At 58.1% G+C, this 24,884-nt stretch carries 21 protein-coding genes; 16 read left to right on the top strand and 5 right to left on the bottom strand.

All coding sequences use genetic code 11. The annotated features are described in order from the left end of the window. The first annotated feature begins 25 nt into the window (after nucleotides 1-25). From aspS to ACHZCJ_RS05895, 4 genes are all read left to right on the top strand, one after another. Complete coding sequence (aspS, locus tag ACHZCJ_RS05910; RefSeq protein ID WP_159640902.1) at nucleotides 26-1,810, top strand: aspartate--tRNA ligase; 1,785 nt, start codon at nucleotides 26-28, stop codon at nucleotides 1,808-1,810. A 102-nt stretch (nucleotides 1,811-1,912) separates the two neighbouring features. After that, nucleotides 1,913-2,773, top strand: coding sequence for an alpha/beta hydrolase (locus tag ACHZCJ_RS05905; RefSeq protein WP_321324702.1), 861 nt, complete (start codon nucleotides 1,913-1,915; stop codon nucleotides 2,771-2,773). Nucleotides 2,774-2,828: 55 nt separating this feature from the next. Then, the gene (locus tag ACHZCJ_RS05900; RefSeq protein WP_321324700.1) at nucleotides 2,829-3,770 is read left to right on the top strand and encodes a hypothetical protein; all 942 of its coding nucleotides are present in this window, start codon (nucleotides 2,829-2,831) and stop codon (nucleotides 3,768-3,770) included. A 164-nt stretch (nucleotides 3,771-3,934) separates the two neighbouring features. Next, a complete protein-coding gene (locus ACHZCJ_RS05895; RefSeq protein ID WP_159640908.1) occupies nucleotides 3,935-4,720 on the top strand; it encodes a polyphosphate kinase 2 family protein in 786 nt (261 codons plus the stop codon). Between the two features lie 43 nt (nucleotides 4,721-4,763). Here the strand turns inward: ACHZCJ_RS05895 and ACHZCJ_RS05890 are convergent, their stop codons facing one another. Together ACHZCJ_RS05890 and ACHZCJ_RS05885 are read right to left on the bottom strand one after the other, a co-directional pair. Further along, nucleotides 4,764-5,369, bottom strand: coding sequence for a hypothetical protein (locus ACHZCJ_RS05890; protein WP_321324698.1), 606 nt, complete (start codon nucleotides 5,367-5,369; stop codon nucleotides 4,764-4,766). A gap of 191 nt (nucleotides 5,370-5,560) precedes the next feature. After that, on the bottom strand, nucleotides 5,561-7,552 hold the full coding sequence (locus tag ACHZCJ_RS05885; RefSeq protein WP_321324696.1) for a lytic transglycosylase domain-containing protein: 1,992 nt from the start codon (nucleotides 7,550-7,552) through the stop codon (nucleotides 5,561-5,563). Between the two features lie 114 nt (nucleotides 7,553-7,666). Here ACHZCJ_RS05885 and dapA point away from each other — a divergent pair, with 114 nt between their 5' ends. The 8 genes from dapA to alaS all read left to right on the top strand — a co-directional run bounded on the left by dapA (nucleotide 7,667) and on the right by alaS (nucleotide 17,419). Further along, nucleotides 7,667-8,542, top strand: coding sequence for a 4-hydroxy-tetrahydrodipicolinate synthase (gene dapA, locus ACHZCJ_RS05880; RefSeq protein WP_159640917.1), 876 nt, complete (start codon nucleotides 7,667-7,669; stop codon nucleotides 8,540-8,542). Then, nucleotides 8,542-9,024, top strand: coding sequence for an SsrA-binding protein SmpB (gene smpB / locus ACHZCJ_RS05875; protein WP_321324694.1), 483 nt, complete (start codon nucleotides 8,542-8,544; stop codon nucleotides 9,022-9,024). The genes dapA and smpB overlap by 1 nt, the downstream gene beginning before the upstream one ends. Beyond that, nucleotides 9,017-9,631: a DUF2062 domain-containing protein gene (locus ACHZCJ_RS05870; RefSeq protein ID WP_236553772.1), complete on the top strand. Its 615-nt coding sequence runs from the start codon at nucleotides 9,017-9,019 to the stop codon at nucleotides 9,629-9,631. The genes smpB and ACHZCJ_RS05870 overlap by 8 nt, the downstream gene beginning before the upstream one ends. 43 nt (nucleotides 9,632-9,674) lie before the next feature. Continuing rightward, a complete protein-coding gene (locus ACHZCJ_RS05865) occupies nucleotides 9,675-12,062 on the top strand; it encodes a response regulator (RefSeq protein WP_321325011.1) in 2,388 nt (795 codons plus the stop codon). A 147-nt stretch (nucleotides 12,063-12,209) separates the two neighbouring features. After that, a complete protein-coding gene (recA, locus tag ACHZCJ_RS05860) occupies nucleotides 12,210-13,298 on the top strand; it encodes a recombinase RecA (protein ID WP_159640923.1) in 1,089 nt (362 codons plus the stop codon). Nucleotides 13,299-13,610: 312 nt separating this feature from the next. Further along, entirely contained in the window at nucleotides 13,611-14,237 is a 627-nt protein-coding gene (locus tag ACHZCJ_RS05855) for a glutathione S-transferase (protein ID WP_321324691.1), read from the top strand. Next, entirely contained in the window at nucleotides 14,230-14,715 is a 486-nt protein-coding gene (locus ACHZCJ_RS05850) for a hypothetical protein (RefSeq protein WP_321324689.1), read from the top strand. Before ACHZCJ_RS05855 ends, ACHZCJ_RS05850 begins: the two co-directional genes overlap by 8 nt. Before the next feature lie 55 nt (nucleotides 14,716-14,770). Next, nucleotides 14,771-17,419 carry an alanine--tRNA ligase gene (alaS, locus tag ACHZCJ_RS05845; protein WP_321324687.1) on the top strand — a complete coding sequence of 883 codons (2,649 nt, stop codon included), beginning with the start codon at nucleotides 14,771-14,773 and terminating at the stop codon, nucleotides 17,417-17,419. On the opposite strand, the gene ACHZCJ_RS05840 is transcribed toward alaS, so the two are convergent. After that, the gene (locus tag ACHZCJ_RS05840) at nucleotides 17,397-19,226 is read right to left on the bottom strand and encodes a cation:proton antiporter (RefSeq protein WP_321324685.1); all 1,830 of its coding nucleotides are present in this window, start codon (nucleotides 19,224-19,226) and stop codon (nucleotides 17,397-17,399) included. The two genes, alaS and ACHZCJ_RS05840, sit on opposite strands and share 23 nt — an antisense overlap. Before the next feature lie 60 nt (nucleotides 19,227-19,286). Between ACHZCJ_RS05840 and ACHZCJ_RS05835 the strand changes: the two genes are divergently transcribed. Beyond that, the gene (locus ACHZCJ_RS05835; RefSeq protein WP_321324683.1) at nucleotides 19,287-20,513 is read left to right on the top strand and encodes an FAD-dependent oxidoreductase; all 1,227 of its coding nucleotides are present in this window, start codon (nucleotides 19,287-19,289) and stop codon (nucleotides 20,511-20,513) included. On the opposite strand, the gene ACHZCJ_RS05830 is transcribed toward ACHZCJ_RS05835, so the two are convergent. Beyond that, on the bottom strand, nucleotides 20,508-21,734 hold the full coding sequence (locus tag ACHZCJ_RS05830; RefSeq protein WP_159640941.1) for an NADP-dependent isocitrate dehydrogenase: 1,227 nt from the start codon (nucleotides 21,732-21,734) through the stop codon (nucleotides 20,508-20,510). The two genes, ACHZCJ_RS05835 and ACHZCJ_RS05830, sit on opposite strands and share 6 nt — an antisense overlap. 192 nt (nucleotides 21,735-21,926) lie before the next feature. Between ACHZCJ_RS05830 and ACHZCJ_RS05825 the strand changes: the two genes are divergently transcribed. Both ACHZCJ_RS05825 and ACHZCJ_RS05820 read left to right on the top strand, forming a co-directional pair. Beyond that, nucleotides 21,927-22,661 carry a phosphatidylserine decarboxylase gene (locus ACHZCJ_RS05825; RefSeq protein ID WP_321324680.1) on the top strand — a complete coding sequence of 245 codons (735 nt, stop codon included), beginning with the start codon at nucleotides 21,927-21,929 and terminating at the stop codon, nucleotides 22,659-22,661. Between the two features lie 37 nt (nucleotides 22,662-22,698). Beyond that, nucleotides 22,699-23,493: a phosphatidylcholine/phosphatidylserine synthase gene (locus tag ACHZCJ_RS05820; RefSeq protein ID WP_321324678.1), complete on the top strand. Its 795-nt coding sequence runs from the start codon at nucleotides 22,699-22,701 to the stop codon at nucleotides 23,491-23,493. Here ACHZCJ_RS05820 and ACHZCJ_RS05815 read toward each other — a convergent pair. Continuing rightward, the gene (locus ACHZCJ_RS05815) at nucleotides 23,441-23,818 is read right to left on the bottom strand and encodes a hypothetical protein (RefSeq protein WP_321324677.1); all 378 of its coding nucleotides are present in this window, start codon (nucleotides 23,816-23,818) and stop codon (nucleotides 23,441-23,443) included. The genes ACHZCJ_RS05820 and ACHZCJ_RS05815 overlap by 53 nt on opposite strands. Nucleotides 23,819-23,953: 135 nt before the next feature. On the opposite strand from ACHZCJ_RS05815, the gene rpsB reads away from it, so the two are divergent. Then, complete coding sequence (rpsB, locus tag ACHZCJ_RS05810) at nucleotides 23,954-24,805, top strand: 30S ribosomal protein S2 (RefSeq protein ID WP_159640952.1); 852 nt, start codon at nucleotides 23,954-23,956, stop codon at nucleotides 24,803-24,805. Nucleotides 24,806-24,884: the final 79 nt, after the last annotated feature.

Here is a 24,884-nt window from a genome sequence, read left to right as displayed (position 1 = left end):
AAGCACCCAATTCCAAAGGCCCATCATGCACGCATATCGCACCCATAATTGTTCCGCGCTCCGCTCTTCGCACGTCGGCGAGGAAGTCCGTTTGTCCGGCTGGATCCATCGCAAGCGCGATCATGGCAATCTGCTGTTCGTCGATCTGCGCGATCATTTCGGTCTGACCCAGATCGTCAGCGAGACCGGCAGCGAAGCTTTCAAGCTGCTTGACAGCGCGCGGGTTGAATCGGTTGTGACGGTCACCGGCAAGGTTGTCGCCCGCGATGAGGAAACCGTGAACAAGAATCTGCCGACCGGTGATGTCGAGCTGGTCGCTGATACGGTGTCCATGCAAGGCCCGGCCGAAGAACTGCCGATGCCGGTGTTTGGCGAACAGGAATATCCCGAGGATATCCGTCTGCGTTATCGCTTCCTCGACCTGCGCCGTGAAAGCGTTCACGCCAATATGATGCTGCGTTCCAAGGTGATCGCCAGCCTGCGCAACCGGATGACCGAGCAGGGCTTTACCGAATTCCAGACGCCGATCCTGACCGCGTCCTCCCCGGAAGGCGCGCGCGATTATCTCGTGCCGAGCCGCGTCCATCCCGGCAAATTCTACGCGCTGCCGCAGGCACCGCAAATGTTTAAGCAGATGCTGATGGTCGCCGGTTTCGACCGCTATTTCCAGATCGCGCCCTGCTTCCGCGACGAAGACGCCCGCGCCGACCGCTCGCCGGGGGAATTTTACCAGCTCGACTTTGAAATGAGCTTTGTCACCCAGGAAGACGTATTCCAGACGCTGGAACCGGTTCTGGCCGGCGTGTTCGAGGAATTTGCCAATGGCCGCTCGGTCACCCCGGCCGGTGAATTTCCGCGCATTCCCTACAAGGAATCGATGCTGAAATATGGCAATGACAAGCCGGATCTTCGCAACCCGATCATCATCCAGGACGTCAGCGAGCATTTCAAGGGCTCCGGCTTCGGTCTGTTCGACAAGATTACCTCTACGGGCGGCACCGTCCGCGCCTTTGTCGCGCCGGAAGCGGGCAAGAACAGCCGCAAATTCTTTGACGCGATGAATGACTGGGCGCGCAGCGAAGGGTTCGCGGGCCTCGGTTATATCAACATGAAGGAAGGCGCGGCCGGCGGGCCGATTGCCAAGAATCATGGCGAGGAAGGCACGGCCAAGCTGCTCGCCGATCTCGGCTGTGGTCCGGATGACGGCGTGTTCTTTGCGGCTGGCAAGGAAGCGGAAGCGGCAAGGCTGGCCGGTCTGGCGCGCACGCGGGCTGCCGAACAGCTGGGCCTGATCGATGAAAATGCGTTTAAATTCTGCTGGATCGTCGACTATCCTATGTTCGAATATGACGAAGAGCTGAAGAAACTGGACTTCTCGCACAACCCGTTCTCGATGCCGCAGGGCGAGCTGGAAGCGCTGGAAAATCAGGACCCGCTCGATATTCTTGCCTGGCAATATGATATTGTCTGCAACGGCATCGAGCTGTCCTCCGGCGCGATCCGGAACCACCGGCCCGATATCATGTACAAGGCGTTCGAGATTGCCGGCTACACCAAGGAGCAGGTCGACACCGAATTTTCCGGCATGATCAACGCGCTGAAATATGGCGCGCCGCCGCATGGTGGCTCCGCGCCGGGTGTGGACCGGATCGTGATGATGCTGGCGAACGAGCCGAATATCCGCGAGGTCGTCCTCTTCCCGATGAACCAGAAGGCCGAAGATCTGATGATGAGCGCACCAAGCGGCGTGTCGCAGAAACAGTTGCGCGAACTGCATATCCGGGTGGTCGAGCCGCCAAAGGAAGGCTAGCCTCAACATTATAGCCAGTTCCGTTCGTGTTAAGCCTAGTCGAGACACGCTGGGAAGCAGGCCATGTCTTCCGGCTATGCCGGAGACGAACGGAGTTAGGAATTGACCAGTATCATCCCCGAACAACATCTTTTCGCGTCTTCCCATGGCGATATCTGCTATTTTGAATGGGGCCAGCGGGGTGAGGGGGCCTCGGTGCTGCTGCTTCATGCGACCGGCTTTCATGCACGCTGCTGGGATCAGGTGATCGAGTCCTTCCCCGATGGCACCCATGTCATCGCGGTCGACCAGCTGGGTCACGGACGCAGCGCCGCGCCGATCATCACCGACTGGAACGATGTCGCGGGTGCGACAGCCGAACTGGTGCAATCGCTCGGCATTCGCTTCGCGGTCGGCGCGGGACACAGTATGGGCGGTCATTGTCTGGTCCAGGTTGCGGCCAGCCATCCCGATCTGCTGGAACGGCTGGTCCTGATCGATCCGGTCATCATGGACCGGGCGGTCTATCAGAATCCGCCCGATTACAGCGCGACCAACGAAATGGTCGCCAGACGCCGCAACAGCTGGACCGGACCGGAGGAAATGTTCGAGCGGTTCAAGGACCGGCACCCCTATAAATTGTGGGACCCGGCGGTGCTGCGCGACTATTGCGCGCATGGCTTGCTGCCGGACGGGCAGGGTGGCTATCGCCTAGCCTGTCCGCCGCAGACCGAAGCATCGGTCTATGCAACCAGCGGCACGGTGGATCCGTGGCCCCTGATCGACGGAATCACGCAGCCGGTCACTGTTCTGCGGGCGCCGCAGCTCGCTCGCGATGGCGCGTTTGATTTTGCCAGTTCACCAACACCTCCCGGGCTGGCCGACGCTTTTGCCAAAGGCCGCGATGTCTATCTGCCCGATCTGACCCATTTCATGCCGATGCAGGAACCGAAACGGATTGCGGAGCTGATCATCAACGGCTAATGACCTGTTCATAATAACACCGATATTTGTGAACAGATGCAGCGCGGGGATGGACATGATCAGATTATTGAGCACCACAATGGCCGCTTTGGTGGCGCTATCGGGTCTGTCAGGTGCAGCACAGGCAGAGGTGCTCACCATCGAGGGCCTGACACCAGCCAATTCGCCCGATTTTGTGCAAATACAGTCGATCGCCATCGAACGCTTTGGTGGCGGTGACGGCCGGGCTCTGGCCTTTGAATTGGAGGATCGTCTTTCGGCGGTCACGCTGTTCGGACAGGCCTATTTCGATATCCTTGACGGACGATCGGCGGTGCGATCGGATGCCTTGCTTACCGGCAATGTAACCGCCGGCGTCGAGCAATATGAAACGACCGCGAAACGGCGGCGTTGTGTCGAGCGGAACGACAAGGGAAGATGCGTCACTCACAAGAATATCAAGACGGACTGCCTGACCCGGACCATTGACTATCGGGCGCAGGTGCGTGTGACACGATATGATGATGGCCGGAGAATCTATACGGAACGCTTTCCGGAAACGGATGAACAGACGATATGTTTCGGCGATGACGAGGATTTTGCAAGCAGCGAGTCGGTAATCCGAAACATGGTCTCGGCGACGGCCAATGCGGTTCGCGCTGATCTGGCGCCCAAACAATATCGGCGGGACATTCGTATATTGGAGAGTCGCAAAGGCATGACCAAAACCGAAAGCAATTTCTTCAAGGCTGCGATCAGGATGACCAAGAGCAATCCGGCCGAAGCCTGCCGGATGTGGGACGAGGCAGCGGCAAACGGACAGGTGCATATCTCGCTCGGCTTCAACCGCGGTCTTTGCGCGGAACAGCGCGGCGATCTTGAGGCCGCACTGGACCTCTATAATGAGGCGGGCCGGATCTCGCCCGGAAAGTCGGAAGTGACGGAAGCCTTGCGGCGCGTTAACGATCATCGGCAAGCCTTGGGCGATTGGGAATTGCGTCAGACCGGAGATTTGTGACATCAGCACCGATGGTTGTGGTTAAGCGAATGGCCCTGTGGGCGCGTCTGATATAGATTGACCTGCCTGGACCGAGCTTGTCAAAGGCTCTTCAAATGCGAAAGATACCACCGATCGTGCCTCGCCTTCCCGGCTCTGGTACATATATGGCGAACGGAGTGAGAATGACCATAGATCTGTCCGACTATGAATCCGACGAGAAGTTTGACGGCGATTATAGCGAGGCGCTGAAAGCGCTGCAGGATCGGCTGGCGCATGTCCATTTCAAGCATATCATTCACGGCAGCCGCTCGATCCTCGTCTTTGAGGGATGGGACGCGGCGGGCAAGGGCGGTACGATCCGCCGGATGACCGGCGAATGGGATCCGCGCTATTATGATGTCTGGCCGATCGGCGCACCGAGCAAGGAAGAAAAAGACCGTCATTTTCTCTGGCGTTTCTGGCAGAAATTGCCGGGCAGCCGCGAAATCGGCGTGTTTGATCGCAGCTGGTACGGCCGGGTGCTGGTCGAGCGTGTCGAGGGCTTTTGTGATCCGGCCGACTGGAAACGCGCCTATGACGAGATCAACGAATTTGAAGCGCAGCAGATCGATGGCGGCACCAATCTGGTGAAGCTGTTCTTCCACACCACGCAGGAAGAGCAGGACAAGCGTCTGGCCAAAAGGCTCGACACACCGCACAAGCGCTGGAAGATTACCGCCGAGGATTTTCGCAACCGGGAAAGGCGCGACGATTATCTCGAGGCGATGGACGACATGTTCCAATATACCGACACCCGCTGGGCGCCATGGAAGGTGATTGCCGGAAACGACAAGAAGTCCGCCCGCATTGCAGCCATGACCCATGTCGCAGATGCATTGGAAGCGGCGCTGCCGGATCATTTGCCGGAGGCTGATCCGGAGCTGGTCGAACTGGCGCATAAGGCCTTCGGCTACGCGGTGGAAGAATAACGATTGTCGCGCCAATTTTCCTTGGACTATCTCGCGACCGGTTTCATTCCGCCGCGGGCGCCGACAGCCAGATTGTTCCAGCCGCCAAAAATGTCGCAATAGCGCCGCTGGCTCCGGCCAAAGGCACTGCGCCTAGCCCCAGATAGACCGCGGCTATGTTCAGGATGGTTGCGATAGCTCCGGCTGCCATTGCGATCAGGCCGACCAGCCGAACTTTCGTCTTGTCGCTGCCGAACAGCGTCAGTCCGAAAAGAAACGCCGTCAGTCCGATTATCGCCTTGGCGAGATTGTAGAACAGGAAAGACCCGGCGAGCAGCGTGCCCATCAGCGGTGCGAACTCGGGACCGGCTTTGGCGGCTGGCAGAAACATCGACAGGCCGATACCGGACTGGACGATATTTATCATCCCGGCCACGGCAAGAGCGGCCCAGCCCCATTGCATGGATAGCGATCGCACCAGAGCGGCAAGCGAAGCGATCGTAATACCGGTAAACAGGAGGATTTCCGTGGTCCAGATGGTTGATCGCAGCGGCCAGCCTTCGACAATCCCGACGCCCTTCAGGGTTACGATATAGAGCAATTGCGTTGCTACGCTGAGCAGCAGCATGATGGATAGCGATATCGCTATTCCGCGGGACGTCTGGGGCATGAATTCTCCAAAATATCTGAACCTGCACTCTATTCGCGAAGACAGGCGGGCAGGTTACAGGTGATTCCGAAATTCGCGGGTCCTGCATTCGCGCGATATTCCGAATGTCATGCCGGTGCCGCCTGCTGCATGATCCGATGCTGGTTTACGGGCCGAATCGGCCATAGAAGCTTGCGAGCGTGCCCGATCGCTCAACCCTTGTAATTCTTGCCTATATAGCGTGTCAGTGGTGTGTCGCTGCGGATCGTCGGGCCTCGAGGGTTTTTCGTGTCGTAAACGACTGCATTTTCCAGCACGCGTTTGACATAGTTGCGGGTCTCGGAAATCGGAATGTCCTCGATCCACTCGATCCAGTCGATGCCGCCCATACGCGGGTCGCCGTTGGCGCGGAGCCATTTGTTCACATTGCCGGGGCCGGCGTTATAGGCAGCAATCGCGAGCGGATAGCTGCCGCCGTAATAGTCCATCATCCGCTGGATATAGCCGCTTCCCAGCTGGATATTATATTGCGGATCATCGGTCAGCGACGAGAGATTATAGGACAGGTTCGCCTTGCCGGATTGTTCGCGGGCGGTACCGGGCATCAGCTGCATCAGGCCGCGCGCGCCGGCATGGCTGATCGCGCCTTCGGCAAACTGGCTTTCCTGCCGGGTAATCGCGTGAATCAGCGTCCAGGTGCTTTCATGGCCAAACGGCACCGGCATGGTCGGGAAGGATGTCTCGTCGATCGCTCCGACACCGGCGCTCAGCGCGCTGATGCCCTTGATCACACCGAGATCTCGGGCCCCGATACGGGTTGAGAGATCGCTGAGCAGCAGATAGTCCTTGGCTGTCTTGGCATTATAGGCGAGTGCCCGGTGAAACCGGATCTGCTCTTTCCACGGACCGGTGCGGATCGAAGCCTTGGCCGCGATTACAAGTGGCTCGCTGTCATAGGCCTTGCGGTCTTCTTCGGTTATTTCGATCGCCGGCTTGCGGTTGAATTCCGGCAGCGGACGTCCGAGCCGTTCCAGCGACAATTGGCCGTAGAAATAGTCCGGAAAAGCTGCGGCTTTCTCGAAATAGGCATTTGCCTGTTCGGTCTGGCCCGCTTCGGCAGCGGCGCGGCCCGCCCAGTAATAGCCCTTGGAGGTTATATTCGGCGAGTCATAGGATTGCGCGTACAGATCAAACATCCGTACCGCCATGGCGGGCTGGCGCAGACCGTTCAGCGCCGCTGTGCCGGCAATCCAGGCGAGATCGGAATATTTGTCCCGCACACGCGAATTCTCGTCAGCGATCCGTGTCGGCACGGCATAGGCATCCTCGATCTTCGAGGCGATATTATAGGCCGTCGACCATTGCCGGTCATTGGCAGCGGCTTTGGCATTGATCAGCATTGCCTCGAACCAGGTTTCCGGCGAGGCGGGTTTGACGCGCAGTGGCGGACGGGTGGCAAGCAATTGACGCGCCGCCGCGCTTTGTCCCTGATTGCGCAAATAGCGGGCGCGATCGGCCAGATAGCCGGCGTCGTCGCGAGCGATGCCGCCAACCGCGCTGGCCTGGTCATTGGCATCGTAGGATTCGGTGAGCTGGGCCAGTCTCGCCTGAAACACCGGGCGGCGTGCGGGCGAGGTAAATCCAAGTTGTCGCGCCGCATCGCGTGTTGCCCTGGCCCATAATAGCGCGTCCATGCGCGCGTCATGATCCTCGATGCTGAACGCCGAACTGAAACGCGAGAGCAGTGCTGCCTCGTCCTCGTCAGTCAGAGTGCCGCCACGCCAGGCCGTTCTGGCCCATTTTTCGGCAAGCTCCCGCTGACCGGTCGCCTGCAGGGCAACCGCAAATTTGGCCGCGCCGGCATTGGTTATCGGTTCGAATCGACTGAAGAAAGCGAGCACGCGGGCAGGGGAAAAGCTGTTGATATTGATTGCCTGTTCGGCGTTACGCTGCATTCTCGTGTCTTCGGGCCAGCCCGGGAAAGTTACCAGAAAGCCGGCATAATCCTCGAAGGAATAATTGTCGGACTGCGTCAGCACACGCCAACGCTGCAGCCCCAGAACCGCATTGCCGCCAGTCGGATCGGACAGGCCCGCACTTTCGTTTTGCCAGCCCATCTGTTCGCCGATATTGTCGGCGGCCATGCAGGTGGCGGGGCTGAAAAGCAGTGCCGCTATAACAAATCTTGATACCATGCTGGACATTTTACGGCTAGGCTCCTTATCAGGCGCTGAACGGCGAACTATATCACCGTTAATAATGAAAATGACTTGGTGGCAGCTTTGCCCATTTCCAAGGCAAATATAAAGGATTAATAGATGTTCTCGGGTTCAATACCGGCTCTGGCGACTCCCTTTCGCGACGGATCGTTTGCCGAAGATCAGTTTCGCGCTCTGGTGGACTGGCAAATCGATCAGGGCAGCAGTGCCCTGGTGCCCTGCGGGACCACCGGAGAGGCTTCTACATTGTCCAATGCGGAGCATCACCGGGTGATCGAAATATGTATTGAACAGGCAGCCGGCCGGGTGCCGGTTATCGCCGGCTGCGGTTCCAATGATACGACCAACGCACTGCTCCACCTGAATTTTTCGGAGAAATGCGGCGCAACAGCGGGTCTGGTGGTTGCGCCTTATTATAACCGGCCCAATCAGGAGGGCATTACCGCGCATTTTACCACGCTGACGCAAAAGACCGATCTGCCTCTGGTGCTCTACAATGTTCCGGCGCGCACCGTGACGGATATCATGCCCGACACGGTCGCGGCCTTGTCGAAACTGCCCGGTGTGGTGGCGATCAAGGATGCCAGCGGCGATCTGGACCGGGTTACCGCGCACCGGCTAAGCTGTGCCGATGATTTTGTCATGCTGTCCGGTGTCGACGAGCTGTCGCTGGCGTTTAACGCCGCCGGCGGTATCGGATGCATATCGGTGACCGCCAATGTCGCGCCGAAATTATGCGCCGAGTTCCAGGCTGCCTGTGCCGCTGGCGATTATGCCAAGGCGCGCGAGCTGAATGATGTACTCTATCCCCTGCACAAGGCGCTGTTCTCCGATGCTTCGCCTGGTCCGATCAAATATGCCATGTCGCGGGTGCTCGAGGATTTCTCGACCGATCTGCGTTTGCCGATGACGCCGCCGTCCGAAGCCAGCCGCAACGCTGTCGACGCTGCTCTGGAAGGGGCTGGGCTGGTCTGATGGCAAAACCGCGGCCGGTAGAATTTGACAGGCAGAAGGTCGTCGCCGAAAACCGGCGTGCGCGTTATGACTATTTTCTGGAAGACAAGTTCGAGGCCGGGATCATGCTGACCGGTACGGAAGTAAAATCGCTGCGCTTCGGGTCGGGGTCGATTGCCGAAAGCTATGCTGAGGTGAAGGACGAAGAAGTCTGGCTGGTCAACGCCAATATTCCGGAATGGAGCCATGGCAACCGGCACAATCACACACCGACGCGGCCGCGCAAGTTGCTGCTCAGCCGACGCGAAATAAACAAGCTGCACGGCGCGGTCATGCGCAAGGGCATGACGATTGTGCCACTGTCCATCTATTTCAACAGCAAGGGACGGGCGAAGCTGGAACTGGCTCTGGCCAAGGGCAAGAAAGCGCCGGACAAGCGGCAGACCGAAAAGGATCGCGACTGGAAAAGGCAGCAGGGCCGGCTGATGCGCGATCATGGCTGATCCCAGGCCCAATATCCGAGACAAGGATTTTGCGGCGCGTTTGATCATGTATGTGGTCCATTGGTTCCAGCGCAAGATGCCGACCCGCGCGGCGATGGAGCGGAACAAATATCTCAAGCCGATTGCCCACCGCTTTTTGCGTTCGGAATTGTGGCGCTTCACCCGTCGCTCGGTACCGCGCGGGGTTGCCCTCGGAATGCTGGCAGCCTTTCTGGTCCCGGTGGGGCAGATATTTGCGGCGGTCTTTCTGGCGTTGCCCGTGCGCGCCAATGTCCCGATTGCGGCGATAACGACATTCATCACCAATCCACTGACCTATCCGTTCTGGATCGCTGCGGCCAACCAGACCGGCAAATTTGCCCTGCAGATAGATGCCCTCACGTCAAGCCAGCCGATCAACACCCATATCCAGAGCGAGTTCGGCCAATGGCTGAGCTGGCTGGGCCGCGAAGCGGGGGTTACCGCGTTCGGGTTTCTGTTGTTTGCGATATTTTTTGCTGCTGTCGGCTATCTCGTGAGTTCCTTTGGCTGGCGCTGGTGGATCGGCCGGAAACGGAAAGGGCGGTTGAGCAAGATCATCGCCGACGGGACAGATGATGGCGAGTAAGGCGCAGCACAAGTCGGGATTGCTGAACCCCAGCACGCGCAAGATGCAGAATGACGTGCGGACGCGGGCCCTCGTTCTGGTGATTGCAATATTGGCGTCCGCGGGACTGCTTTACTGGCAGGTACAGAATATCACGCTGCTGATCGCGTTTCTGGCGCTGGTGCTCAGTCTGGCCGGCGTGGCCTATGTCCTGCGCCCGGAACATGTCGCCACCGATCAGGATCAGGCGGATCCCGACGACTGGGCGGTTACCCGAATGGTCGCCGATCAGTCGGCTATTGGCCTGGCGATTACCGACCGGGCCGGCCGGCTGGTCTGTGCCAACGAGCTTTTTACCAAATGGTTCAATGGCGCGGCGGTTCCACCCGAACTGCCGTTGCAGGCGGGGGGCAACGAACTGCTCGCGGCGGCCGGGCGGACGGCCTGGCGCGATGGCCGCGGCTATGCCGAGGGACTGAAGCGCGGCGTGGCGGAATATAACGCGAAAGTTGTCCGCGCGGGGCAGGGCGAGGAATATCTGCTCTGGCAGATGATACCGCAAATCCGGGCGGATTTGCTCGACGAGATGATCAGTCTCGTCAGTGGTGGCGGCGGCCGGGCCTTTTCGGAAGTCGGCATATTGGCCAGCGTGATCGGTGGCGAAGGACGGATCAGGGCCTCCAACCAGGCTTTTGCGTTGCGCGCAACCGGCCGGGTGGATGCCAATATAACCGGCCGCAATTTTATCAATTTCCTGCGTTCCGATGACAAGGGCACGATCTTTTTCGAGCGCGAGGGACGGCATGGTACGCCGGTGCGCCTTTTCCACGTTCCACTGGACCGGGAAAAGGAAAAGGGACCGGCGCTGATCCTGCTGATCGACGACGACGGCGGCATGGTCGAACGCGGGAAGGCGCTCGAACAGGTGGAATCGATGCTGTCGCTGCTGCCGTTGGGTCTGGCCCTGACCGATCGCGACGGGCGTTTCCTGTTTCTCAACGAGGCATTTGCCAAGACCGCCGGTATTGGCGAGAAGGAGCAGCCGCTTTATCCCGGCGACCTGATGATCCGCGATGACAAGTCGGCGGTTTCCGATGCGGTGCGGCGCTATGCTAGCGGCCCGCCGCTGGCCGGCGATCTGGCGGTACGGCTGCGCAACGGCGGCGAGGAACCCGTGGCGCTGGGTATTGCCGGTGTGCGGGGGCTTGGCGAAGCGGCGGTGCTGCTCTCGATCCGCGACAATAGCGAGGAATCGAAGCTGAAGAGCCAGGTGGCGCAGGCAACCAAGATGCAGGCAGTTGGCCAGCTTGCCGGTGGCGTCGCTCATGATTTCAATAATATCCTGACCGCCATCATCGGCCATTGCGACCTGATGCTGCTGCGCCACGCGCCGGGGGACAGCGACTATGACGATATCCAGCAGGTCAAGAATAACAGCAACCGAGCGGCCGGTCTGACCCGGCAATTGCTCGCTTTTTCGCGCCAGCAGACGCTGCGGCCGCAGGTGCTGCAACTGCCCGACGTGGTTGCCGATGTCTCCAACCTGCTCAAGCGGCTGCTCGACGAGACGATCGAGCTGGAGGTGCGGCACGGCCGCAATCTCGGACTGGTGCGCGCCGATCCGGGACAGCTCGAGCAGGTGATCATCAATCTTGGCGTCAATGCCCGCGACGCGATGCCCAATGGCGGCAAGATCTCGATCTCGACCCAGGCAGTGATGGCCACCGATGTCCAGGAGCTGAAAAGCGATATCCTGCCGGTGGGCGACTACACGGCTTTGATCTTCTCCGATTCCGGCAACGGTATCCCGCCGCATGTGATCGGCAAGATTTTCGAACCGTTTTTCACCACCAAGGCGGTCGGGAAGGGGACCGGTCTCGGCCTGTCGACCGTGTATGGAATCATCAAGCAGTCAGGCGGCTATATATTCGCTGACTCGAAGCCGGGCGAGGGCACTACCTTCTCGATCTATTTCCCGGTTCACAAACCGACGAAGGAAGACCTGGACCGGGCAACGCTCGATTCGCAGCCGGTGAAGGCAACGGCGAAAAAGGAATTGTGGGGCAGCGCGCATATATTGCTGGTCGAGGACGAGGATATGGTGCGCGCTGTCGCCGAGCGGGCCCTGACGCGTCAAGGCTATACGGTTGTAACCGCCAGCGAGGGTGAAGAAGCCCTCGGCCTGCTCGCGGCGCAGGTTGACGAGGACGAGCAGTTCGACCTGATCGTTTCCGATGTGGTTATGCCGAATATGGACGGCCCGACGATGGCAAAGCATGTCCGCAAAAATTTTCCGGCGTTGCCGATCCTGTTCATGTCGGGCTATGCGGAGGAGCAATTGCGCAAATCGATCGATCTCGACAAGGTGAATTTTCTGCCCAAGCCATTTTCGGTGGCACAAATTGCCGAAGCGGTCGGACAAACATTGGCCGAACATGCCAAACAGGACTAGAGATCCGGAATATTTTCTAACCTTTTCAGTATATTATAGTTGGCGTTAAAAATATATGTTCTCTTCTTGTTCTTTAAGAACAAATGCGGTACATAATCTCAATCATTGATTGATGATGGTTAAGCATTTAGCGAAGGGGACAGGCAAATGGCCGGCAATTTAAAAGTCGTAGAATCGGAAAATCAGTTGAACTCATCAGACAGACAAAAGGCGCTAGACGCAGCATTGGCGCAGATCGACCGCGCTTTCGGAAAGGGCTCGGCAATGAAGCTGGGCCAGCGCAAGGCATTGGAAGTGGAAGCCATTTCCACGGGCAGTCTGGGACTGGATATCGCGCTGGGCATCGGGGGATTGCCTAAAGGACGCGTGATTGAGGTTTACGGGCCGGAAAGCTCGGGCAAGACAACGCTGGCTTTGCACGTCATCGCCGAAGCACAGAAGAACGGCGGCACCGCCGCTTTTGTGGACGCGGAACATGCGCTCGATCCCGTTTATGCCAAGGCGCTCGGCGTCAATACCGACGAACTGATCATCTCCCAGCCAGATACCGGGGAGCAGGCGCTGGAAATCACCGATACGCTGGTCCGGTCCAATGCGATTGACATTTTGGTGGTCGACTCGGTTGCCGCGCTGGTACCGCGCGCGGAAATCGAAGGTGAAATGGGTGACACCCATGTCGGTCTGCAGGCGCGCCTGATGAGTCAGGCGCTGCGCAAGCTGACCGGCTCGATCAGCCGTTCCAAATGCATGGTAATCTTCATCAACCAGATCCGTATGAAAATCGGCGTGATGTACGGCAATCCGGAAACCACCTCGGGCGGCAACGCGCTGAAATTCTATGCATCGGTCCGGCTGGACATCCGGCGCACCGGCCAGATCAAGGAACGCGACGACATTGTCGGCAACTCGACCCGCGTCAAAATCGTCAAGAACAAGGTTGCGCCGCCGTTCAAACAGGTCGAATTTGACATCATGTACGGTCAGGGCATTTCCAAGGTTGGCGAGATTATCGATCTTGGCGTGAAAGCCGGTGTGGTTGAAAAATCCGGTGCATGGTTCTCCTATGACTCGGTCCGCATCGGGCAGGGACGCGAGAATTCAAAGCGCTTCCTTCTGGAGAATCCGGAAATGATGGCGAAGCTGGAAAACCAGATTCGCGGCAAACAGGAAGAAGTGGCGGAAGAAATGATGACCGGTCCGATTGGCAAGGCCGATGACGGCGATGATGGAAAATAGGTGATTATGCCGTCAGACCGGGGTCTGTGGCCGCCGGTTTGACGGACCTGCCTCTTGTCGTGCCGTCTCCGGTTGATGCCGGCACGAAGAATTAAATTTATCACAGGTTTTGCCGGATCACTCTCCCCCGAGGCGATCTCTGGCATAGGGCCGTCCTTCTGTCCCCCGACTGCTAGGACGGCCCGTTTTTATATTTGGAATGGCCGATACATCTACGGGCGCCTCACGGCGAAACGGTTGACATCTCGTCGATAAAGACGCTTCATCGCATTAGCCTAAACAGATGCCAAACCTATCGGAAGGCCATTGCCAATGACCATCATCGTTCACCATCTCGAAAATAGCCGGTCACAGCGAATTCTCTGGCTGCTCGAAGAACTCGGCCTGCCTTATGAAATCAAGCGCTATGAGCGCGATCCCAAAACCCAAAAAGCACCGGATAGTCTGAAAGCCATTCATCCACTCGGCAAATCCCCGATGATCGAGGATGACGCCGAGGTCATTATCGAGACTGCGGTTATCGCCGAATATCTGGTAGAGAAGGCTGGCGGAAAACTAGGCGCTCCTGCTGATAAAAAGGGGGCACGGTTATATAACCAGTATCTCCACTTTGCTGAAGGATCGATGATGCCGCCGCTCTACGGCTTGCTGGTCGTCGGACGTCTTGGCCTGCTGGGCTTGCCGGCGCGCAAGCCCGTAGGAAAGATGGTCACCGACATTCTCGTCTGGCTGGAAAGCGAACTGGCGAACCGAGACTATTTCGCAGGTGATCAGTTGACCGCAGCGGATATTATGATGAGCTTCCCGCTCGAAGCGTGTCAATCGCGGGCCGGGCTGGATCGGCGCTATCCCAATCTGATGGCCTATCTCGAGCGCATACATTCCCGTCCACAATATCAGGCGGCACTCGAGAAGGGCGGGCCTTATGCTTATGCTTGACGGATTACTGCTTCTGGGTCTCACGTCGCTCGCCGGGACCGGCGTTGAGCCAGTGCCGGACAGCGGAAATATGTTCCGGGCAGAGCAGATAGGCTTTTCTCCCGATTGCGCGCCGAACAACGGGTTTCAGAAGATCGTCGAGATGATGGCGGGCCAGAATCTGGATCTGTCCATCCTGCAAACGGTTTCGGGGAATATCGAACATCATCTGGAACTCGATGTACCGGCCAACTGGCACGGGTTGAAGCTCTCGGGCTTTCATCTCTATTTCGGGATAGAGCGGGGACCGTATAATTTTTCTCTTGTTTTTCAGGATAGTCCGGAAGAGGTGCGAGCGGTCTGGAACCAGCGGGGGTGGAATTTGCCTCCGATCGGCGAGGCGAGGGATATCGAGGGTCTCGAAGGATATGCCTCGATCGGTATCAGTCCATCGCCGGCGGACGGAGAGACCACGCGGGTTACCTGCTGGCGCGATTAGCTTTTGATCCATTCTCGGGATTGTCAACGGCACATCGGTCGCCTAAGTCGATTTCATGCAAACAACCAATGATATAAGACGGTCTTTTCTCGACTATTTCGCGGCCGCAGGTCACGAGATTGTGCCGTCGTCGCCGCTCATTCCCTATAATGATCCGACGCTGATGTTCATCAATGCCGGGATGGTCCCGTTCAAGAATATCTTCACCGGCGCAGAGAAGAGTCCTTATGCGACGGCTACGTCCAGCCAGAAATGCGTGCGTGCTGGCGGCAAGCATAACGATCTCGACAATGTCGGCTATACCGCGCGGCATCACACGTTTTTCGAAATGCTCGGGAATTTTTCCTTCGGCGATTATTTCAAGGAACAGGCGATCGTCCATGCCTGGACGCTGGTCACCAAGATCTGGGGTATATCGCCCGACCGGTTAACCGTGACCGTCTATCACACCGACGACGAAGCCTTCGATCTGTGGAAGAAAATTGCCGGCCTGCCGGATGAGCGGATCATCCGGATTGCGACCAATGACAATTTCTGGTCGATGGGCGATACCGGCCCGTGCGGTCCGTGCAGCGAAATCTTCTACGACCATGGCGAGCATATATTCGGTGGTCCTCCGGGCAGTCCCGACGAGGATGGTGATCGCTTTGTCGAGATATGGAATCTCGTGTTCATGCAATATGACCAGCGCGGCGAGGGTGACCGCGTCGATCTGCCCAAACCGTCGATCGATACCGGCATGGGGCTGGAACGTGTGGCCGCGGTCATGCAGGGCGTGCACGATAATTATGACATCGACCTGTTCAAGGCGCTTATCGCCGAATCCGGCGCGCTCACCGGCACCGCCACGACCGGAGAAAACCAGGCCAGCCACCGGGTGATCGCCGATCATCTGCGCGCCTCGTCCTTTCTGGTCGCTGATGGCGTACTGCCATCCAACGAGGGCCGCGGTTATGTGCTGCGCCGGATCATGCGGCGAGCGATGCGCCATGCCCATTTGCTCGGCGCGCAGGATCCGTTGATGCACCGGATGGTCGGGTCGCTGACCGGCGAAATGGGCAATGCCTTCCCTGAACTGATCCGCGCGCAACCGCTTATCGAGGAGACGTTGCTGCGCGAGGAAACCAATTTTCGACAGACACTGGCCAATGGCCTGAAGCTCCTCGACGCGGAAATCGTCGAGATGGGCGAGGGCGATGTCCTGCCCGGCGCAACGGCGTTCAAGCTCTATGACACTTATGGATTCCCCTATGATCTGACCGAAGATGCGCTGCGCGCCAAATCGCTGGGCGTCGACCGTGAAGGTTTCGACAAGGCGATGGCGGAGCAGAAGGCCGCGGCCCGTGCCGCGTGGAAAGGTTCCGGTGACCAGGCGTCCGACACCGTCTGGTTCGACATTGCCGAGCGCGAGGGCAGCACTGAATTTACCGGCTATACAGCCGAGGAAGGCGAGGGCGTTGTTGTCGCTCTGGTCAGGGATGGTGCCGAAATCGAAAGCGCGCAGAGCGGTGACACAGTCACCCTGCTGACCAACCAGACGCCATTTTACGGCGAAAGCGGCGGCCAGATGGGCGATGCTGGCGAAATATCCGGTGAAGACGGATTCGCAGCGAACGTGACCGATACGAGAAAACCGCTGGGACGGCTGCACGCCCACCAGATTGAAATCCGTTCGGGCTCGGTGTCGGTCGGTGACAGCGTCCATCTGGTTGTTGATAAAGAACGGCGTAGCGCGCTGCGCGCCAATCACAGCGCCACCCATTTGCTGCACAAGGCCCTGCGCCATCATCTGGGGGATCATGTGACGCAAAAGGGTAGTCTGGTTGCGCCCGATCGTCTGCGCTTCGATTTTTCTCATGTCTCGGCACTGACCGAGGCCGAGATACAGGCCGTGGAAGCGGATGTGAACGCGCAGATTCGGGGCAACAGTGCGGTGACCACAAGACTGATGAGTCCGGATGATGCGGTGGCGGCGGGCGCACTGGCTCTGTTCGGGGAAAAATATGGCGACGAGGTTCGCGTGCTGTCGATGGGGCGGGATGTCGATCGCGATTATTCGGTCGAACTTTGCGGCGGCACCCATGTCCAGGCACTGGGCGATATCGGCCTGATGACCATCATTTCCGAATCCGCGGTCGCTAGCGGTGTGCGCAGAATCGAAGCGCTGACCGGCGAGGCCGCACGGCTGTGGCTGCTGGATCGCGATGCCAAGCTGAAGTCGATTGCCGGCACATTGAAAGCTTCGCCCGACGAGGCGGTCGAGCGTGTTGCGGCTCTGGTCGACGAACGCAAGAAGCTGGAACGGGAGCTGACCGAAGCAAAGAAAGCGCTGGCGCTGGCCGGTGATGGCGGCGGCGCGAAGGCAGCGGAAACGGAAACCATTGGTGATATCGCGTTTGCCGGACAGGTCATTCAAGGTCTGAATCCCAAGGAATTGCGCGGTCTTGTCGATCAGGCGAAGCAGAAACTGTCGAGCGGCGTGAGCGCGCTGGTGGCGGTGAACGATGGCCGGGCGACGGTCGCGGTCGGCGTAACTGCAGATCTGACCGACCGTTTCAGCGCGGTGGATCTGGTTCAGGCTGGCGTGGTTGCGGTTGGTGGCAAGGGCGGTGGTGGCCGTCCGGACATGGCGCAGGGCGGCGGTCCCGATGGTGCCAAGGCCGATGACGCGATTGCTGCTATCAGGTCTGTTCTTGCGGGCTAAGGCCGTCGGGCACCAGATCGTCGGCGGTTGCCTGGCCGGTTGATGTCGACATAGATTTTAGCTTGGGTTCATATTCCAGGTCACCTTCTTCCTGAATTCTTTTCCGGTAAATGTCCCGGACTTCATGGATCGAGGCGATAACGGGGCCCATGGCCACGCCATTTTCAACCAGAACCGCCTCCGACAGTTGCAACGAACCCTCAAGCGCTTCGGGCACGGCATTGGTTGCGCCGGCCTGATAAAGTTCAGCGGCATGTTCAATGTCCCGCGCTCTTGCGATGATTGGCAGGTCTGGCACCCAGGCGCGCACCTTCTTGACGATCTGCACCGACAGTACCGGTTCATCCATGGTCAGAACCAGCGCCTTGGCGTGGCCCAGCCGCAACCGGTCGAGCATTTCGTTGCGCGCCACATTGCCGAACATGATCGGATAGCCCTCGCGCCGTGCTTTCGCGACCGTATCGATATTGGTTTCAACGGCGAGATATTTCTGGTCATGGGTGGTCAGAAGATCGGCGATCAGCTTGCCGACCCGGCCAAAGCCGATGATGATGGTCTGCTGCGCTTCAACCGGTTTTTCATCGGCCGCTGCACCGCCGTCGCTGCGCATTTCCATCCGCCGAGCGATGTCGTGGCCAAAGCGGGCGAGCAGCGGGGTGATGGTCAGTCCGATGGCGGTCACGATCTGCCAGAAGGCGGCGGTCTGTGGCTGGATCAGTTGCGCCTGTGTTGCTGCGGCGAGAACGATCAGGGTCGTTTCGGACGGGCTGGACATCAGGACGCCGGCTTCGGTTGCAGTGCCCGGTCGCGCGCCGGCAAAACGCAACAGGCTGCTGGTGACGATGGCCTTGATCAACACGACGCCGACAACCGCGATCAGCAGATCCGACCAGTTGGCCATGATCACCCTTATATCGATCTGCATGCCCACCGTGATCAGGAAGACGCCCAATGCCAGGCCCTTGAAGGGCTGGGTAATGACTTCCACTTCACCGTGATATTCGGTTTCCGCAATCAGCAGGCCGGCGAGCAGGGCACCCACGATCGGCGACAATCCGGTTGCACCGGTGGCAAGACTGGCGAGAATGATCACCAGCAGGCTCACCGCAAGAAACAGTTCCGGGCTCTTGGTTCGGGCGGCCTGCGCGAATATGCGCGGCAGCAGCAGCCGGCCGAGCACCAGCATGCCGATGATCACGGCACCGCCCATCAGCAGCGTGCGACCCAGATCGTCCCACCCACCATCGGCGGTGATCGCCGGGGAAATGGCGCCGAGCAGGAAGATGATCGGAACAATGGCGACGTCCTCGAACAGGAGCATGGCCAGAGCGGCCCGTCCGACCGGACTTTTGGTGCCCGACATCGGCAGGACCAATGCGGTCGAGGACAGGGCAAGGGCCAGCCCGAGGCCCAGTGCGCCCGCAGAATTTTGGCCGAGAAGATATAGAACGGAGCCGATGATCAGACCGGAAGCCAGCAATTCCGCCGCGCCTACGCCAAAAACAAGACGGCGCAAGGACCATAGACGCTTGAACGAGAGTTCAAGCCCGATGGAGAAAAGCAATAATATGATCCCCATTTCAGCAAATGGTTCGATGGTCTCGCGATCGTTGATCGTGACATATTGCAGCCAACTATATTGATCTCCAAGTGACCCGAGCCCGGACGGACCGAGCAGAACGCCGACCAGAATGAAGCCGATGATCGGGGTGATGCGAAATCGGGCGAAGGCCGGAATAACGATCCCGGCGGCGCCGAGGATTACGATGGCATCGATGAAGGCTGGATTCTCAAGCGGACTGTGCATGGGGCGACTCTATACGCGAACAATGCTATTTGTCAGCAGCTTACATGACGGAGAAGAAGAATGTCGGAAAATCAGCGCGACATCGTGATTGTGGGTGGCGGTCCTGCCGGGATGATGGCCGGACTGCTGTTTGCCCGGGCCGGACTGAAAGTGGCCGTACTGGAGAAGCATGCGGACTTTCTCCGCGATTTTCGGGGCGACACGGTTCATCCTTCAACGCTGGAACTGTTCCATCAACTTGGCATGCTCGCCGATCTGTTGAAGCTGCCGCATAGCAGGATCGATCAGGCCTCGATCCATATTGCCGGACAGCAGATGAAAATCCTGGATTTCAGCCATCTGCCTCTGGTGGCACCCTATATTGCGATGATGCCGCAATGGGATTTGCTGAATTTTATCGCGACCAGGGCTGGGCAATATCCCGGGTTCGAGCTGTTGATGCAGACCGAGGCGGTCGATCTTGTCTATGACGCAGATGAACGCGTGTGCGGAGTTCATACCCGGCAGGGCAACATATTGAACGCCCGTCTGGTCGTTGCCGCCGACGGACGGCGATCGGTGTTGCGGGGCAAGGCGGAGCTCCCGCTGCAGGATATCGGCGCACCCATGGATGTATTCTGGTTCCGCGTCACCAAGCCAAAAAATGCCGGCGGTGACGTCTTTGGGACAGTGCAAGCAGGCCGGTTCATGGTAATGATCGATCGTCGGGACTATTATCAATGCGCCTATATATTTACCAAGGGGCAGGCTGATGAAGTGAAAGCCGCCGGTCTGGAGGCCTTTCGCGCCGGTTTGCGATCGCTGGTCCCCGATCTGAGCGAGGCGTTCAATCAGATAAGCAGCTGGGACCAGGTGAAAACACTGGAAGTGGCGCTTGACCGGCTGGATCGCTGGCATCGACCGGGGCTGCTGGCCATTGGCGATGCGGCTCATGCCATGTCACCAATTGGAGGAGTTGGGATTAATATCGCGGTGCAGGACGCAGTGACAGCGGCCAATGTTCTGGCTGCTGCCATGCTGAAAGGGGATAATCCCGATTCGCGGCTGAGCCAGGTCCAGGCGCGCAGAATAAAGCCGGTAAGGCGCATGCAGGCTTTTCAGAAACTGGCACAGGACCGTGTGATTGAACCGTTGCTGCGTCGCAGCAAACCGATTGCAAGGCCGTTTTTTCCGCTGAAGTTGCTGGACCGGGCGCCGCTGTTGCGCCGCATTCCCGGACGAATCATCGGCATGGGTTTCGGGCGAGAGGATATCCAATCGCCCGAAATGCCATCTAAACCGTTATGACTTCTGCCAGTTTTCCATTTCCGCTTCCAGATTGGAGCGAACCGCTTCGAAAAACTGCTCGGTGGTCATCCATGACTGGTCCGGTCCGATAAGGATTGCGAGATCCTTGGTCATGCTGCCGCTTTCAACCGTCTGGATGCAGACGCGCTCCAGTGTCTCGGCAAAGCGCGTGACGTCCGGCGTATCGTCGAATTTCCCGCGATAGATAAGGCCGCGGGTCCAGGCAAAGATTGATGCGATAGGATTGGTCGATGTCGCCTTGCCCTGCTGATGCTGGCGATAGTGACGGGTAACCGTGCCGTGCGCGGCTTCGGCTTCGACGCAATCGCCGGTCGGGGTCATCAGCACCGAGGTCATCAGACCAAGCGAACCAAAGCCTTGTGCAACCGTGTCCGACTGAACATCACCGTCATAATTCTTACAGGCCCAGACGAATTTGCCGCTCCACTTCAGCGCAGAGGCGACCATGTCATCAATCAGACGATGTTCATAAGTGATGCCGGCCTTGTCAAACTTGGCCTTGAATTCGTCCTGGAAGACTTCTTCGAACAGATCCTTGAAGCGGCCATCATAGGCTTTCATGATCGTGTTCTTGGTCGACAGGTACACCGGCCATTCGCGGTTCAGTCCGTAGTTCATCGACGCACGGGCAAAATCGCGGATCGAATCGTCCAGATTATACATGGCCATGGCAATGCCGGGGGACGGGAACTGGAACACTTCCTCGTCAATCGAATCGCCATTGTCGCCTTCCCAGACGAGACGGAGCTTGCCGGGGCCGGGAACCTTGAAATCGGTTGAACGATACTGGTCGCCAAAGGCATGACGGCCAACGACAATGGGGTCGGTCCAGCCCGGAACGAGGCGGGGAACATTGTCGATGACAATCGGTTCACGGAATACGACGCCGCCCAGAATGTTACGAATCGTGCCGTTCGGCGATTTCCACATCCGCTTCAGACCGAATTCTTCGACCCGGTCCTCGTCCGGCGTGATAGTGGCGCATTTGACGCCAACGCCGTGTTTCTTGATTGCATTGGCTGCATCGACGGTGATTTTATCGTTAGTGTCGTCGCGGACCTCGATCGAGAGGTCATAATAATGCAGATCGATGTCGAGATAAGGTTCAATCAGCCGTTCGCGAATCCACTGCCAGATGATGCGCGTCATTTCGTCGCCATCAATTTCGACGACCGGGTTTTTGACCTTAATTTTCGACATATCGTATATTTCTTTCCTGAAACGGGAACAATAGGGAGGAATGATGTTGCGAGCCTCTTAGCAAAGATTGCCATTTGTTCAACCCAGAGTTGCGGGGGATGATTTGATGTGGCTTGGCTAATCGCGATATAGAATTTCCGATATATCAACGGGAGAGTTGTCAGACCAACGGCCCGCCACTAAGTAGCGGTCATGGCAATCGAAAAATATTCCAACAAGGGGCTGGGTGAAGCCAAATGGTCTTTCCCACCGATCCATCCCGAGGGGCGCAAATTTGCTGTCATCGCCGGAGCGATCACCGCGCTTTTTGCGGTCATGGCATGGGAGACGCTGGCCTGGCCAATGGCTGGTATCACCCTTTGGGTATTGGCATTTTTCCGCGATCCGAAAAGGGTTACACCGCTGGGTGAAAATTATATCGTTTCGCCCGCAGACGGGCTGGTGAATCTGATCATGCCGGTCACGCCGCCGGTAGAGTTGCAGGGCGAGGGGGGCCTCGGTAGCGAAGAGCTGATCCGTGTCTCGATCTTCATGAGCGTTTTCGATGTCCATATCAACCGCACACCGATCGAGGGAACGGTTCGGCGTCAGGCCTATATTTCCGGAAAATTTCTCAACGCCGACCTCGACAAGGCGAGTGAAGAAAATGAACGGCAGCATTTCATGGTTGAGCGCAATGACGGACTGAAGGTTGGCTTCACCCAGATAGCAGGGCTGATCGCCCGACGGATCATGGCCTTCGTCAAGGAAGGCGATTTTGTCGCCGCCGGACAGCGAATCGGACTGATCCGCTTCGGTAGCCGGGTTGATGTCTACCTGCCAAAGGGAACGGAGCCGAATGTCGTGCTGGGCCAGCGGGCCATTGCCGGCGAAACAATTCTTGCCGTGATTGGCCAGACGAAGGAAATTGAGGGTGTAGGGCAATGATCTCCGCACTGCCACCTTGCCGGATGGAGCAACGCTGATGGCCGGAAAAGGTTCGATGAAGCGTCCCGAACGCGGTATTCCGCTGCGCGCTTTTGTTCCGAACGCGGTAACCGCGCTAGCATTGTGCGTTGGCCTGAGCAGCGTTCGCTTCGCCTATCTGGATAATTGGGTGCTGGCAGCAGCGGCGATTGTTCTGGCAGGAATATTGGATGGTCTGGATGGCCGGATCGCTCGTTTGCTGAACGCGCAGAGCCGGTTTGGCGCGGAGCTGGATTCTCTATCCGATGTAATCGCCTTTGGCGTATCGCCTGCGCTTGTCATGTTTCTATGGTCGACCCAATATATGCCACAATTTGGCTGGGTGCTGGCGCTTACGATGGTGGTCGGTTGCGCGCTCAGGCTGGCGCGCTTCAATGCGTTGATCGATGACCAGGACCAGCCGCACAAGTCGGCTGGCTTCCTTACGGGCATTCCGGCGCCGGTGGGTGCAGGGCTGGCGATGTTGCCGCTGTATCTGTGGATGATTACGGGAGAGGAAATTTTCCGTCACTATGCGCTTGTGGCACCGTGGATTGTGTTGATCGCGTTTCTGATGATATCGAATACGGCGACTTTCAGCTGGTCATCGCTGCGTTTGCGGAAGAATATCAGGCTGGAAGGGATTGCCGTGGTGGCGCTGGTCGGTGTTGCCTTGATCAATTCACCCTGGATCATGCTTTCGGCCATAAGCATTGGCTATCTGATGCTCATTCCGTTCAGCATCAGAAGCTATGCCAAAGTCAAGCGGCAGCGCGCAGCGGAACGGGCCGAATCGGGCAGTGCCGGAGCGTAGGCTGCGGCGCCTTGGCCGAACGCTGGTGACAGATAGTCGTCCGGATAACGGTGGCGGGGCGCTTGCCACGAAACCCGCTTTGGATGACCCGCGAAATCCTGCCGCGATATTGGGAAAACATCATTGCAATGACGGCGACGGCGCCCAGAAAGGCGAGGGCAAAAAAGGTTGAGATGGCGATAGCAAGCATGTGACGATCCCGTTTGTTCTTTTGATGAACCCTTAATGTTCCATATATGTTCTCGTTGTCAACAGCAATCTTTGCCTGCGGCACAAATAATGGCAGATCGTTCGGGCAGACTGCCCTCTGCCATGATTTTTTCATTGCATTTCCGGAGCGACATCTCTAACGCGCCCGATATTCCACATGGAAAGCGCCCATACCGGTGCTGACAGCGGTCTTTCAGGTCGTTCGAGGTTCTCAGCTTTCCAGAGGCATAACCGGATAAGGAGAAATATTATGGCGGCCCCTGTCGTCACCCTACAGCAATTGATTGAAGCCGGAGCGCATTTCGGCCACCAGACCCACCGCTGGAACCCGAAGATGAAACCATATATCTTTGGCGCCCGCAACAGCGTCCATATTCTTGACCTCTCGCAGACCGTGCCTTTGTTCGCACGGGCGCTCGATTTTATCGCCAATGCCACTTCGGCCGGCGGCAAGGTCCTGTTTGTCGGAACCAAGCGTCAGGCGCAGGAGCCTATCGCTGAAGCAGCGCGCGCCAGCGGCCAGCATTTCGTAAACCATCGCTGGCTCGGCGGCATGCTGACCAACTGGAAAACGATTTCCAACTCGATCCGCCGGATGAAGACCCTGGAAGAGCAGCTTGGTGGCGACACCGCTGGTTTTACCAAGAAAGAAGTCCTGCAGATGACCCGCGAACATGCCAAGCTCGAACTATCGCTTGGCGGTATTCGCGACATGGGCGGCATTCCAGATGTCATGTTCGTGATCGATGCGAACAAGGAAGAACTCGCGATCAAGGAAGCCAATGTTCTGGGTATTCCGGTTGTCGCGATTCTCGATTCGAACGTCGATCCCAGCAACATCGCTTTCCCGGTTCCGGGCAATGACGATGCCGCACGGGCCATTCGTCTCTATTGTGAATCCGTTGCTGCGGCAGCAACCAAGGGCGGCCAGGACGCTTCGGTAGCAGCCGGCGAAGATCTCGGCGCAGCAGTTGCTCCTCCGGTCGAACAGATTGTTTCGAGCGAAGCCAATGCAAGCGCAATGACTTCCGGTGAAGAAGCGGCGGTTGCGGATATCGCGGAAATCGCGGCAGAAGAACCGAAGGCTGACGAAAAAGCCTGAGCTTGAAGCTTCTTTCTGCGGTCATATATTGACCGTAATAGAATAATAAGGGGCGGCATTTTTTGTCGCCCCGATTTCA

It is taken from the genome of uncultured Parasphingorhabdus sp., from assembly GCF_963677535.2.
GTDB lineage: Bacteria > Pseudomonadota > Alphaproteobacteria > Sphingomonadales > Sphingomonadaceae > Parasphingorhabdus.
This window is presented reverse-complemented; position numbering and strand designations above follow the sequence as displayed.